Annotated in this window: 14 protein-coding genes; 10 read left to right on the top strand and 4 right to left on the bottom strand. The window is 29.1% G+C overall.

Features of this window, described 5'->3' with window-relative positions:
- The first annotated feature begins 63 nt into the window (after window positions 1-63).
- The 8 genes from CDLVIII_RS18800 to CDLVIII_RS18765 all read left to right on the top strand — a co-directional run bounded on the left by CDLVIII_RS18800 (window position 64) and on the right by CDLVIII_RS18765 (window position 7835).
- Window positions 64-1722, top strand: coding sequence for a hypothetical protein (locus CDLVIII_RS18800; protein WP_009171049.1), 1659 nt, complete (start codon window positions 64-66; stop codon window positions 1720-1722).
- A 35-nt stretch (window positions 1723-1757) separates the two neighbouring features.
- Window positions 1758-2210 (top strand): peptide-methionine (R)-S-oxide reductase MsrB, encoded by a 453-nt coding sequence (msrB, locus tag CDLVIII_RS18795; RefSeq protein ID WP_009171048.1) that lies wholly within the window; start codon window positions 1758-1760, stop codon window positions 2208-2210.
- A gap of 21 nt (window positions 2211-2231) precedes the next feature.
- Window positions 2232-2588, top strand: coding sequence for a hypothetical protein (locus tag CDLVIII_RS18790; RefSeq protein WP_009171047.1), 357 nt, complete (start codon window positions 2232-2234; stop codon window positions 2586-2588).
- A gap of 33 nt (window positions 2589-2621) precedes the next feature.
- Window positions 2622-3197, top strand: coding sequence for an RQC-minor-1 family DNA-binding protein (locus CDLVIII_RS18785; protein WP_009171046.1), 576 nt, complete (start codon window positions 2622-2624; stop codon window positions 3195-3197).
- A gap of 58 nt (window positions 3198-3255) precedes the next feature.
- Window positions 3256-4926 carry a DNA repair helicase XPB gene (locus tag CDLVIII_RS18780; RefSeq protein WP_009171045.1) on the top strand — a complete coding sequence of 557 codons (1671 nt, stop codon included), beginning with the start codon at window positions 3256-3258 and terminating at the stop codon, window positions 4924-4926.
- Between the two features lie 16 nt (window positions 4927-4942).
- The gene (locus tag CDLVIII_RS18775; protein ID WP_009171044.1) at window positions 4943-6688 is read left to right on the top strand and encodes a helicase-associated domain-containing protein; all 1746 of its coding nucleotides are present in this window, start codon (window positions 4943-4945) and stop codon (window positions 6686-6688) included.
- Between the two features lie 68 nt (window positions 6689-6756).
- On the top strand, window positions 6757-7491 hold the full coding sequence (locus CDLVIII_RS18770; protein WP_009171043.1) for an AAA family ATPase: 735 nt from the start codon (window positions 6757-6759) through the stop codon (window positions 7489-7491).
- 44 nt (window positions 7492-7535) lie between these two features.
- Entirely contained in the window at window positions 7536-7835 is a 300-nt protein-coding gene (locus tag CDLVIII_RS18765; protein ID WP_009171042.1) for a hypothetical protein, read from the top strand.
- A 108-nt stretch (window positions 7836-7943) separates the two neighbouring features.
- On the opposite strand, the gene CDLVIII_RS18760 is transcribed toward CDLVIII_RS18765, so the two are convergent.
- Window positions 7944-8945: an NAD-dependent epimerase/dehydratase family protein gene (locus tag CDLVIII_RS18760; protein ID WP_009171041.1), complete on the bottom strand. Its 1002-nt coding sequence runs from the start codon at window positions 8943-8945 to the stop codon at window positions 7944-7946.
- 130 nt (window positions 8946-9075) lie between these two features.
- Window positions 9076-9657 (bottom strand): Crp/Fnr family transcriptional regulator, encoded by a 582-nt coding sequence (locus tag CDLVIII_RS18755; protein ID WP_009171040.1) that lies wholly within the window; start codon window positions 9655-9657, stop codon window positions 9076-9078.
- A gap of 281 nt (window positions 9658-9938) precedes the next feature.
- On the opposite strand from CDLVIII_RS18755, the gene CDLVIII_RS18750 reads away from it, so the two are divergent.
- Window positions 9939-10316, top strand: coding sequence for a hypothetical protein (locus CDLVIII_RS18750; protein ID WP_009171039.1), 378 nt, complete (start codon window positions 9939-9941; stop codon window positions 10314-10316).
- 285 nt (window positions 10317-10601) lie between these two features.
- On the opposite strand, the gene CDLVIII_RS18745 is transcribed toward CDLVIII_RS18750, so the two are convergent.
- Both CDLVIII_RS18745 and CDLVIII_RS18740 read right to left on the bottom strand, forming a co-directional pair.
- Window positions 10602-10817: a DUF4351 domain-containing protein gene (locus CDLVIII_RS18745; protein ID WP_035301844.1), complete on the bottom strand. Its 216-nt coding sequence runs from the start codon at window positions 10815-10817 to the stop codon at window positions 10602-10604.
- Window positions 10818-10942: 125 nt separating this feature from the next.
- Window positions 10943-11308: a hypothetical protein gene (locus CDLVIII_RS18740; RefSeq protein WP_242835759.1), complete on the bottom strand. Its 366-nt coding sequence runs from the start codon at window positions 11306-11308 to the stop codon at window positions 10943-10945.
- 469 nt (window positions 11309-11777) lie between these two features.
- Between CDLVIII_RS18740 and CDLVIII_RS18735 the strand changes: the two genes are divergently transcribed.
- A complete protein-coding gene (locus CDLVIII_RS18735; protein ID WP_009171038.1) occupies window positions 11778-13013 on the top strand; it encodes a hypothetical protein in 1236 nt (411 codons plus the stop codon).
- The last annotated feature ends 256 nt before the right edge of the window (window positions 13014-13269 follow it).

Genomic DNA, 13269 nt, shown 5'->3' with positions numbered 1-13269 from the left:
GAATTTAAGATAAGTAAAAAGGGGATACTATACTAAAACAAGAATAAAAGGATGTAATAAAAAATGAATTATAATGAGTTTATTAAAATTATAGATGAAAAACTAGCTGCTATGTCTAACAATGAGAAAGGAAAGTGGATTCATGATTTAGCACGTACAATTAAGGAAGAGGAAAGAGATAAATTTTTGAATTCCCTAGATGGTAAGAATAAGTGTAATGAGATTATTTACGATATCAAAGAAATTCAAGATTGGAGTGAAAAAGTACAAAACGGAGATATCTATTTTGAATGCAGCTATCGTGAAGTATATGATGAAAATCATTGGAGAGATTATTACTATGAGTATTGTGATAATCATGAAATAGGAAAAATGCTGACTTTTGCTTTTCAAGTAGCTGAAAATTTATTATGTCAAAAAAGATATAATGAAGCTGTAGATTTATACAATATGCTTATGGATATGAGCTTTCAAGCATATGATGTTGATGATGAAGAGACAATTGACTTAGAACTTGAAGAATTAATTGATGAAAAATTAGTTTCCTTGAATTTTAAGAAAATAATGCTTAACTTGATGTATGCAAAGTATCAAACTTCTAGGGGAAAAGAAAGAGTAGCAGCTTTATTTACATATTTTAAATCTAATTTTTCAAGAGATATAAAATTAGATGAACTTTTTGTTATAGGTCCTGAAGAACTAGCAGAGACAGATGTTTTTTTAGAAGAATGGATTAATTTCTTGGAGTGTGAGGATGGAGATTTAGCAGGAAGTTTACTATTTGAGGCCTGTATTCTTCAAGGAGGTATTGAAAAATTATGTAAGGTGGCAAAAGAAGCGGCACAAAGACATCCTCTTTTATATTTAAAAGCATGTGAGTGTTTACTTGACCAAAAAAGAGAGGCTGAATGTGAAAAGTTAGGATTAGAAGCTATCAATATAATAGGAGAAACCTTGGTTACTAGAGGTAAGGTGGCAGATTTAACTGCAAAGGCGGCAAGAAAGCTTTGCCATGAAGAAATTGTCTTGGAATGCTATAAAGTAGCTTTTAACTCTGAGTCAACACTAAATCACTATTTAAGACTTCATGAAATTGAAGATGGCAAAAATATAGTAGATACTGAAGTTAGAAAGTTTAAAAAGCTCCCTGAAAAATCAGCTTTTGAATTTGGGAATATAAATAATCAAATGAAGAAGAATCATATTTCAAAGGAGCAAAAAAAGATACTACTCTTTTTCAGTGGTGAATTTGATTCTATTTATGAAGAATGTGAAGAAGATAAAACTTATTTGGGTTGGAGTGATAACATTAAAGGTGTTATAGTACCACTATTTCTTTTATGTTTAGATAGAAACAAACGCTTTTCTAAGGCTGGTGAAAAGGTAATTGATGAAATTAAATACAGACTAAATTATTCAGAAGAAGATGAAAAAAGCTTTTTTGATAGATTTTCAATCTGGAAGGATAAGATTAAAATTACAAATGAACAATATGAAAAATATATCACCTGGCTTCAAAAAGAGGTTGATAAAAGAACTGAGGCAATAGTAGGTGGAGGCTTTAGAAAAAGTTATTATAAAGCAGAAGGGATAATAGCTTTACTTGGAGAAGTAATGGAATCCCATGGGAATGCAGGCGCAAAGGAAATTATTATAGAGCATTATAAGAAAGTTCATTCTAAAAAGAGAGCTTTTAAGGCAGAACTTGAAGATTTAAAATAAAATATTTCCATTATACGTTTTAAGGAGGTAATAAAGTGGATGAGAAGTATGTAAAAAGGCCACTTAAAGAATTAAAAGAAAATTTAACAGAAATACAATATAGAGTAACTCAAGAAAATGCTACAGAAGCACCATTTAATAATGAGTACGATAACTTTTTTGAAAAAGGAATATATGTAGATATAACAACCGGAGAGCCTTTGTTTATGTCTACCTATAAGTTTGACTCGGGCTGCGGATGGCCTGCCTTTTCAAAGCCTATTACAAGAAAAGCTATTAAAGAAAAAAAGGATGAGAGTCATGGTATGGTGCGAACAGAGGTAAGAAGTAATATCGGTGATGCTCACTTAGGCCACGTATTTAATGATGGACCAAAAGACGCTGGAGGCTTACGATATTGCATTAATTCAGCATCACTTAAATTCATTCCTATGGATAAAATGAAGGAATTAGGTTATGAAGAATATTTAGATGAACTAGATACTTAAAAAGTTTTTTGGGAGATTAATATGAAAAAACAAAAAAGGAATTTTGGTGTTCCAAGGCATAAAAGATTAAAAAGAGACTCAAGATTGTTGGTGGCTAAAGCTTGGGTAACAGAGTATGATGGAAAGAACTTGGTTAAAGGATATAGTAAACATTTTGCAGTAGATAAATTATGTGCTGTTAAAGAATTAACTTTATTAGGGTATAAAATAGAAGAGGAATATGTAATGCAATTGAAGCAAAGCATTGAGGCACAAAAGAAACTTCTTGAAAAAAGAAAAAAATTAAGAGAAAATAGATTGATTAGCGATATATATGATGATTATGAATATATGTTTTTTGAGTTTGAAGAAGAGGAACAAGAAGAATTTATATTTTAAGTGTAATAATGTGTAAATAATGAGGTAGTTAGAATGAGTAGAAAGCCTAGAGTTAGATATAATTTAAGTGACTTAACAGGACAAAAGAATCCATCAGAAGAAGATATAAATAATATACTTAGAGCAGCAGATGAAATTATTGCATCTGCTGGGAGAACAATGCTGGCAAAAATACTTAAAGGATCTAAGGATAAAAAAGTATTAGAAAATGGACTTGATAAGTGTCCTAGTTATGGATACTATAATAAGTTAACTATTGAAGAAATAACAAAAATAGTGGATTGGATGATTGTAAATTATTATTTAGAGATCTATTATAATGGAAGACTGCCTATGATAGTTTTTTCAGAAAAAGGTTGGGAAACCTATAAGCCTTATTATGTGGAAGAATTATATTCATTAATTTTGAGAGTTAATGAAATCGGTACAGAGAATTTAATAGAACGTTTAAAACAGACAAATAGACAAGTTGTTAAGATGTTATTATTAAAAGTAGGAGAAAGTAAGAACATTGGTTTTATAAGATTTTTGATGGAATGGGAAGCAGTTGAGGTGAAAAAAGTACGAATTATTATAAATCATGCTATTTCAAAATTAAAATCTGCTTGAAAGAGACGCAATCGAATATCTTATTAAAAAATTAAATACTAATATAAGGGAGAAAAAGATGAATGTCAGTCCTAGTAATCCAATAATAGTTCAAAGTGATAAAACATTGGTAGTAGAAGTTAATAATGAGTTATATACAGAAGTTAGAGATAAGCTTTCTAGATTTGCAGAGGTTATAAAAAGTCCAGAGTATATTCATACTTATAAAATATCTCCACTTTCTTTATGGAATGCTGCTTCAAGTGGCATGAGTTTTGAAGATATAATAGAAATATTAGAAAAATACTCTAAATACGATATTCCACAAAATGTTATTAAGGATATTGAAGATAATATAAATAAGTATGGAAAAATAAAGATCCTAAGAGCTGGTAAGGATTTAATCATAAAATCAGAAGATGACTACATAATGAAAGAAATAGCTAGTTATAAGGCTATGGAAAAGTATTTCAAGGAAAGAATAGATGATGTTACATATAAAATAGATGAAAATACAAGAGGTGAGATAAAGCATTCACTAATAAAGCTAGGATATCCAATAGAAGATTTAGGTGGATATATAGAAGGAAAAGCATATGATATGAGTTTAAGAGAACTTACTTCATCAGGAGAAGAGCTTTTAATAAGAGATTATCAGAAAGAGGCATCAGATATATTTTATTCAAAGGGGACAGCCAAAGGAGGAAGTGGAGTTATAGTACTTCCGTGTGGAGCTGGAAAAACTGTTACTGCTATGGCAGTTATGGATAAAATAAAAGAAGAAACCTTAATATTAACTACCAATATTACAGCAGTTAGGCAGTGGAAGCAGGAACTTATAGATAAGATGAATATTAATGAGGATGATATAGGAGAATATAGTGGAGAAATAAAAGAAATAAAACCAATAACTATTTCAACATATCAAATATTAACTCATAGAAAGAGTAAAATTGATGAATTTATCCATATGAATATTTTCCATGAAAATAAATGGGGCTTTATTATATATGATGAGGTACATACACTTCCAGCGCCTGTATTTAGAGTAGCAGCAGAGATACAGGCAACTAGAAGATTAGGACTTACAGCAACACTCGTTAGAGAAGATGGAAAAGAAGATGATGTATTTAGTCTTATAGGTCCTAAAAAATATGATCTTCCTTGGAAAGTACTCGAAAAGCAAGGCTGGATAGCAGAAGCGCAGTGTACAGAGATAAGAGTAGAAATTCCAAAAGAGTTAAAAATGGAATATGCAGTGAGTGATAGTAAAAATAAATTTAGAATAGCCTCTGAAAATTATAAAAAGATAGATATTTTAAGGGACTTAATTAATGAGCATAAAGAGGATAAAATATTAATAATAGGTCAATACATAGATCAGTTGAATTTAATATCAAAAGAGTTAAAGGCTCCTATAATAACAGGTAAAACTAAAAACGTGGAAAGGATACAATTATATGATAAATTTAAGAAAGGAGAGATAAGTATCTTAATTGTATCTAAAGTGGCTAATTTTGCTATAGACTTGCCAGATGCCAGTGTTGCAATTCAGGTTTCAGGTACCTTTGGTTCAAGGCAGGAGGAGGCTCAAAGATTAGGAAGAATCCTAAGACCTAAAAAAGGAGATAACAGAGCTTATTTTTATAGTATTGTAACAGCAGACAGCAGAGAACAGGAATTTGCTGTAAAAAGACAATTATTTTTAGCAGAACAAGGATATAAGTATTATATAGAAACACGAAAATAGGATGGAGTGATTGTAAGTGGCATTAAGGGAACAATTAGAGAGCATGACAACAAGTGGATATGGAATGAATTTACCTCAATATGTAAAAATATCAGGTGTAAAAGCATTATCAACAAGAAAAGCAGGTATGGTAGATGCATTATATAATTATTTAAGCAATAAAGATAACATAATAGCTATATGGAATAGTATAAGCCAAATGGAAAAGGAGATTATATCAGAATATATAAGATCAGAAGGAAAGCTTGAAAATAAAGAAGTAAAAGAGATTATGAAAAAGTATACTCCAAATGGAACAAATCAAGATAACTATAGATACAGCAGTGGTATTCAGCAATATTTTTATAATACATCAAAAGCTAATTTGTTCTTTATAAATGGAAGACTTCCAATAGAAATTACTACCATATTAAAAAGTTTTATAAAACCAATTGAAGTAGAGTTTTTTGCTACATATATTAATACGCAGGAATATTTAAAAAATGAGACAAGATATGATAATAGAGAATTTATTTCTATACGAGAAACTTTTGAAAAAGATTTTGTATCTATAATTAAACTAGTTAATTCATCTAAATTTAAAACTACAAAAGCATCACAAATGCCTAATAAAACAGCTATGGTAAAAATGAATGAAGTGCTTACTAATAAAGAGATATTTTATGGAAATGATATAAGTCAGATTAGAGTAATTGATAACACCACAAGGCTATATGGAATATCTAAATTATTGTTAGAAAGCGGAATATTAGAAATCCAAAATGAAACGCTAGTGCTTGGAAATTGTGCAGATGATTTTCTAATGATGAAAACAGTAGAAAAATGTAAATTTTTATTGGAAGCATATATAAAATCAGGTGTAGATGAATTAAGAAGAATTAATGAATTAAAGATCAAAACTGATTATAATGGAAACTATTCAACGTGTAGAGAGGTAGTTTTAAAATATTTAAAAATGGCACCAATTGATGAGTGGATTGAAAAAGAACAGCTCCTTAAATTTATAAAAAAATTAGATCGAAATTTTTTAAGAAAAATAGTTGGGACAATATATACATATTATGAATATGATCATTATTATTATCCAGATCAAAACTCCTGGGAAGAGGAAGAAGGAAGATTTATAGATGTAGTACTTATGGAATACTTAGCTTCTATGGGAATAGTAGATCTATTAATAAGTGACGATTATAATGATGAGGATGTAGAATACCTTAAAGTTGACTATTTTAAACTAACGCAACTTGGAGCACATGTACTTGGAGTAAATGATGATTATAAAATAAAACATGTAGAAGATGAAACAGGAATAATAATTCAGCCTAATTATGAAATAATTGTACAATCCGGGACAATGAAAGATGTTCATTGCATATATCTAGACAAATTTGCAGAGAAATTATCAGAGGATACAGTGAGCATATATAAAATATCATTTAAAGCTATGGTCACAGCCTTGGATAATGGAATCTCCATAGAGGAGATAAGTGATTATTTTAAAGAATTTTCACAAAATAAAATACCAGATAATGTTCTTCTGTCATTAAATGAATGGAAAGATAAAAGTAAAAAAATAAAAATAAGAAAAGTTACTATTGTAGAAACTGATGATAAATACTTACTAGAAGAATTGAAAAATTACAAAGAAATAAAAAAAGATACATTAAGCGAACTTCCATATGCATTTGAAATTGACAGTAAAGCGGCGAATAAAGTCAAAAGAAATATTGAAAAGAAAAATCATTTTTGCATTATAGAATAGAAGTTTTATTTTAGATAAAATTATTAATTAACGAGTGTATTAAAGATAATTTACTTAATAAAATAATTGTGTATGGAAAGAATGCTTCTGGTAAATCAAATCTTGGGCTAGCAATATTTGATATAACAACACATTTGACAGATAAAAATGTAACTCCAGGAGTTTATGACTATTATTTAAATACTGATGGAGAAACGGATTTCACTGAATTTCATTATGTATTTAAATTGGAAGCTGGAGAAGTAGATTACGTTTATCGAAAAAGTGATTTAAAAAACTTATTATATGAGAAAATTTCAATAAATGACAATATGATAATGTCTTACGATTATGTGAAGCAGACTGGAGATTTTGAGGGAATAAGTAAGCTTATGCCTTCATTAAATTATGAATTTCAGGATAATAGTGTTTCTATTTTAAGATATGTAGTTAACAATACACCATCAGATAGTGTGGCACCTCTTAAGCAATTAATGCGTTTTGTAAATAATATGCTGTGGTTTCGAAGCCTAGACGAAAATAGATATATTGGATATAAGACAGAAAGCTCGGATTTTACAAAGTTTATCTTTGAAAACGAAGCTTTAACACAGTTTCAGGAATTGCTTAATAAAGCAGGAGTAAATGAAAAACTAACAGCAATAAAAGATCCTGATGGTCAGCAAAGATTATATTTCAATAAGAAATCTCTCATTCCGTTTTTTAAAGCTGCATCTAATGGAACTAAAGCTTTATATACACTTTTTTATTGGTTGACAGAAGCAAAAGATGTTTCTTTTTTGTTTATCGGTTTATTTCCATAATTGTTATTTGCTCATTATTTCTTATTGGCTGTAAGAATAATAGTATGGCAATTAACTATGAGGGCAAAAGTCAAAGTTGGGATGTATCTTATAAAATTGAAGGAACCGAAAAATCACATGATAGTTATCACACATTTAAATTTATTGGAACGGATAATAACCCAGAAAATGAAATTAAATATTTAATTGATGGACCTAAAGAGGGAGAAGATGGCAAGTTTTCACTTGATAATAAAAATGAGTACACTGGTAAAATGAGAATTACTGGTGGAATACCAAATGCGTCTGATAGAGATATAAGAGTTAAGATATATTGGAATGCAAAACCGAAACTGCAATGTTAAAAAGGTCTGAATTTGTATATTGGCATTATAGGTGGACAAGTTAATCTATAATTTGGGGGCTATATTTCAACACTATATTAAAACATAGCCAATTATTAACGTAAAGGATTAAAGACTTTTATAAACTCGTTCAAAATATTCTTCCAATGCCTTTGCACCTAATTTGGGATTAAAATTCAAATCCTTTTTTGAGGTAGTAATATCATAATGTCTGTTTATTCCACCATAATATAATTCTACCTGGCTTCTAAGCAGCAAAGGTTGAGTATTAGTTTTTTTAGCTTCAGCTTCTAATTTGTCGGCTAAATTTAATACTTGCTCTTTAGTATATTTTTCTGGTGCTTCAAGATTTGGAACAAATTTTTTTGCAATTTCTATAATCTCATCTAAAGTTACTGGTTCTTCATTAGCTAAAATATATCTTGTTCCTTTTTTACCTTTTTCTGCGGCTGCGATCATTCCTTGTGCAACATCAGTTACATCTATTGGTGTCATTTCAGTTATATAATTTATTTTCATCTTTCCTAAAAGAACACTATCAAAGCCCATCATTGTAGTAGTTTTCTTTAAAAATTCTCCTCCAATCATTGCTCCAGGAAGAACGCTAACCATATCCAAATCATATTTTTCCGCTAACTCCCAGGCTTTCTTCTCTGATTCTTTCTTTGAAACAAAGTATGCATTTCCATGACCATTTTTAAGCCATGTAGTTTCATCAATTTTACCTTTTGAATTAACCTCGTCTAAAGACAATGCTGCTACAGAACTTACATATACTATTTTTCTTAAATTTGCTTCTCTAGCTGCTTCTATTATATTTTCAGTTCCATCAATATTAGGGATAATTATCTCTTTTTCTGGATCTTGAGCCCAATGCTTAAATACAGCAGCCACTTGATATAATGTATCTACTCCTTCTAATGCCTTGCGAAGTGAATCTTTGTCCATTAAGTCAGCATAAACTATTTCACAATCAAGACCTTCAAATGGTTCTTTGTCCTCTAAATTACGTACACCTGCTCTAACATTTTCTCCTTTCTTTAATAATTGCCTTACCAAATTGTTGCCTAAATGTCCATTTGCACCTGTTACTAAAGAAATTTTTTTCATACTTATAATCCTCCTATTTACAATTGAATTTATAAATCATGTTAGCATTAAAGGTTCCATTTGTAATTGACCTATGTCAATTACAACAAAAAAACACCAAATATTTCTATTTGATGTTTTCTATGTAAATTTATTCTATTTTCATACTTCTTTTAATTCTGGAGAGTGAACTTGCTCTAATACCAATATAAGAAGCAATATGAGCTTGGCTTATTCTATCTTCTATAACGCTATACTCACTTTTAAACTCTATATACCTATCCAATGCACTTTTCGTAAGCAAGCCCCGTGTATGTCTTTCTGCATCAGCAAGGGCTTTCTGACTATATTTATTGATTATGGCTGTCATTTCAGTGCCTTTTTTCACTCCTTCAATTATGGAACTATAAGGTATGATTACACAAATACTCTCTTCAAGGCTCTCTACACTGAAGCTAGCTTCTCCAGGTTTTCTGAGGCCTTCACTACAAGCAAATTCTCTTTCGCTTGCAAAGCATTTTGTAACATCATTTCCCAAACTATCTATATAATATCCTCTCATGATTCCTTGATGGACATAGTAGAGTGAAGATGGTATTTCGCCTTGGATAAGAACATTCGTATCCTTTAAAACTCTCTTTACAGTCGCTGTTGAATTAAGTATGTTTTTCAAATCTTCTCCAAAGGATAAATTCAATCCTAATTCAAGATAATCGCTTGGCTTATCAAACATAATACGTCACCTCTACAAATATATATGGTATATAACTGCTATAAATTATACCTTATATTAGTGTAGTAGGTCAAAATATAGCTTTAACAAACTGCAATCCTAAGTCAAATTAATGCTATGAATGTTAAAATTGATGGTGTGGAAGGTCATTATCTAGATTAAAAATATGTTTTTATGGTAAAATATATCCATAAAGAAAGTCTATTATTGTTAGGTGAATTTAATAAGTGACATATTAACGTAATACTAATTATTAATTTGATACAAGATAGGAGACAAATATGCTTGAAGTTATAAAAAGTGAATATGGAAAATATATTATGGAGTTTGAGTTCGATTACTTTGGGGATTATCAAAACTTTGATATAGTTATAATAAATGCAAAAATTAAACTTTATGAAAAAGGTCTTTTAATTTTAGCAGAATTGAGTCAAGAAAGTATTTTTATTGAATGGGATAGAATAACAAAAGTAACTTTTACGAAAAATAAAAAAACATTAATAAATATAACAACAGATAAAGGAATTATAAAGTTAAAAAAAGAAAAGCAAGAAACAGATGTAAGTGAATTTAAAAATTTATTGAGAAATATGGTTAGCAATATTAAAATTGAATATATGAAATTAGATTCAAATAATATAGGTTTATTGGAAAGGTAGAAAACAATATGCATTTCCTTTATGTTTGCTGGAATTAGTAGAAAAGAATAGCAATAACTACGAATTAGTTGAAGATTACAATTATTGGTTTTGTAACAGATAAATGAGAAATATTTTTAATAAAAGAGAAAATAGATTATGAAAAAAGGATGCAATAAAGAATTAATTATAATAATTTTATTGTAGAGGTATTAATATGATAAGAAAATGCGTACTTAAAAGGTACTATTAGCAGATAGAATAACTGCAATGGTCTATTTGACAATTGCAGTTTAAATTATTAACCTAAAAATATTTTTTAAGTTCATCAAGTGAATTTATGTCAAATATTTCTGTGCCGATAACTTCTATTACATCTTGAGGTAGCGCCATTATTTTCTTTTTATATTCATCGGGCACTATCTTAAATTTTTTTATTAATTGCTTTATTAACATTTCTTTTCCTTTTTCAATGCCTTTTTCTATTCCTTCCTCATATATCATTCTGCCTACTTCTGTCATGCTAACAACCTCCTTAAATCTTTTCTTTGAAATATCGTCACCAAACTTGTCCGATAACTAAGTGCCACTAATTTCCACCTTTTCAAGGTATCAATAAGTGGCACTTAGTTCCTGGATAAGTTCAACTAGGATTCAAGTAAACTTGAATCAAGTTTCACTTTATCAAATAAAGCATAAAGCAACATTAAACAATTATTTTTATCATTGGTATTTATATTCATTTTACTTTTATAATATAAGGACGCATCATAATATAAGAATCTTGATATATCATCCTTCTTCATGGTTGTTTGAAACTCGAAATGTAGGTATTCGCCATTAGCGGTGTAAAATAAATAATCCATTGTATTTGTTTTTATATCAATGTTCTTAATTTCTGTTTCTGCTGGAGCGATTATTTTTAAATCTAAATCAAAAAATTCTGATGCACTATCTTTAAAGATTTCCATAGCCTTTTTAAAGACTGCATCTTCAATTTTATTATAATCCATATTAAGGCACAATCAAATAAAATAACAAGTCCATCTGCTAGCATATTTTCCACCATCCTGCGTCACCAAAATGCCATAATAGACCCGCTATGATGGCATTTTGCTTCCTTGTCTGATGAAAAATATTCATAGCAGCTTTGGACTTGTTATTTGTTTTCATGTGCCTAAAACTCCTTCCAAGTGGGTGTTATTTTAATTTTTGCCAGAAAGAAAGAATTTTATGCAAACATACATTCTTATTGATTACAATGACTTATATTTTTAGAGTTTATATAAGTATGCTCTTATTTTTGCTTGAAAATATGCTTTCATGGTAAAATTAACTATCATTGTAAATGGTATAGAAGAAGATAATATGATAGAGAAATATGAGAAGTTCGACGATTCTTATGATGAAATGCCATTTTAGAAATAAAGTTTAGTTTCAGATTCACAAGTGACAGAGAATAGTTATGAAAGGAATGATAATATGGAAGAAAAGGAACTGAAAGAGTGCTTGGAGTGTAGTACAAAAAATGAACTCATAAAAAAGATGAAAATAGCAGGTTTAAGATACACTGGGCTTCTCAAGTCGGATTTAGTAGATACCCTAGAAGAATTTTTATTAAATGAAAATAATATTCATAAGATATGGAAAGAACTTACTCCATTTGAGAGGGAATACATTGAGGAATTCTTAAGATATGATGAGTTGCCAAGTTATGAAAAAGTTGAATATTTACATGAAAAATATGGTATAAAAAAAGAAAGATTTAAAAAACCATGGGAAATAGAATCTAAGATAAAGTTGATTTTTCAGCTGGAGGCTGTACCTTACCCAATAAAAAAAATATTAGAAAAGTATTTACCACCTATGGAAATAAATTATAATGCATTAGAACAAGTACCTCAGGACGAAAAAAATTTCTTTAATATAATAGGAGAGAGTTTTTCAGAAGATTTTTTTAGTATAATTAATTTAGTGAAAAATGAGAAATTATATTTGGAGATAGTAGGAAAGTTTCCTTCAAAAAGTGCTGTTATAAAGATCAATAAGGTGCTTATTAATAAGGATTATGTATTTAAATATTTAAGTGAGATTAACAACATAAGCAATTTTCAAGAGACAAATAGAATATATGGGATTTACAGTCTTTTAGCGGAATCTGATTTGTTAGTTGAAAATGATGATATTATTGAAGTTTCGGATAAAGCAGAAGAATTTCTTGAACTCAGCAACTCTGATAAATGTATGCAGCTTTTTAAATGCTATTTAAAGTCAATAAATATATATGAATTGAATCGAGTTGTTGAATCTGATTACAAAACAGAGTTTAAGGGAAAGATGGAGGAGTGTAGAAAAATAATTGCGGAGCACCTTAAAAATTGTCCAGTTGGGAAGTGGGTGGCTATAGAAGAATTTTTGGATTACATTAAAATGATAAATAAAAGTTTCCTTATTAATCAAGTTGGAAGTATTAGCCATTATAGTGAAAAACATAATATGTATCTTGAGCCTTGGTGTGATTGGAAAGAGATAGAGGGGCGCTTTGTTGAAGTTGTTCTGCAAGAATACCTGTCAGTTATGGGGATTGTTGATACTATTTTTTATGAAGCAAAAGGTGGCTGTTCAGATTATGATTATCTTCCATTTTTTAAAGTTGAATATTTTAGGATAACACCTTTAGGTAAATATGTTTTAGGTGTGACAGATAAAAGTATGTGATTAAGAGAAGAAGGTCATATTTTAAGGGCTTATAAAAATAGGCTCTTATTTTTTATTGTAAAATATGCTTTTATGGTAAAATATATCCATAGAAAAAATTTACGTATTGTTAGGTAGCCTTAAAAAAGGGGGTGGAGTGTTAACTGTAAGTTGATACCCCTATTTATCATACCTAAAATTATATTCTCAAAATAATTACTTTACTATAGCTGAATAGTTACATATAATTAAATTAATTATATGGACAAAATTGGGA

Origin of the sequence: Clostridium sp. DL-VIII, assembly GCF_000230835.1 — a bacterium.
In the GTDB taxonomy this organism is placed as follows: domain Bacteria; phylum Bacillota; class Clostridia; order Clostridiales; family Clostridiaceae; genus Clostridium.
This window is presented reverse-complemented; position numbering and strand designations above follow the sequence as displayed.

Excerpts from the sequence above, each read along its gene's own strand:
- CDLVIII_RS18760 (WP_009171041.1), bottom strand. The coding sequence starts at position 8,945 with ATGAAAAAAATTTCTTTAGTAACAGGTGCAAATGGACATTTAGGCAAC.
- CDLVIII_RS18755 (WP_009171040.1), bottom strand. The coding sequence starts at position 9,657 with ATGTTTGATAAGCCAAGCGATTATCTTGAATTAGGATTGAATTTATCC.
- CDLVIII_RS18765 (WP_009171042.1), top strand. The coding sequence starts at position 7,536 with ATGGCAATTAACTATGAGGGCAAAAGTCAAAGTTGGGATGTATCTTAT.
- CDLVIII_RS18785 (WP_009171046.1), top strand. The coding sequence starts at position 2,622 with ATGAGTAGAAAGCCTAGAGTTAGATATAATTTAAGTGACTTAACAGGA.
- CDLVIII_RS18745 (WP_035301844.1), bottom strand. The coding sequence starts at position 10,817 with ATGACAGAAGTAGGCAGAATGATATATGAGGAAGGAATAGAAAAAGGC.
- CDLVIII_RS18750 (WP_009171039.1), top strand. The coding sequence starts at position 9,939 with ATGCTTGAAGTTATAAAAAGTGAATATGGAAAATATATTATGGAGTTT.
- CDLVIII_RS18790 (WP_009171047.1), top strand. The coding sequence starts at position 2,232 with ATGAAAAAACAAAAAAGGAATTTTGGTGTTCCAAGGCATAAAAGATTA.
- CDLVIII_RS18780 (WP_009171045.1), top strand. The coding sequence starts at position 3,256 with ATGAATGTCAGTCCTAGTAATCCAATAATAGTTCAAAGTGATAAAACA.
- CDLVIII_RS18735 (WP_009171038.1), top strand. The coding sequence starts at position 11,778 with ATGGAAGAAAAGGAACTGAAAGAGTGCTTGGAGTGTAGTACAAAAAAT.
- CDLVIII_RS18800 (WP_009171049.1), top strand. The coding sequence starts at position 64 with ATGAATTATAATGAGTTTATTAAAATTATAGATGAAAAACTAGCTGCT.
- CDLVIII_RS18740 (WP_242835759.1), bottom strand. The coding sequence starts at position 11,308 with ATGGATTATAATAAAATTGAAGATGCAGTCTTTAAAAAGGCTATGGAA.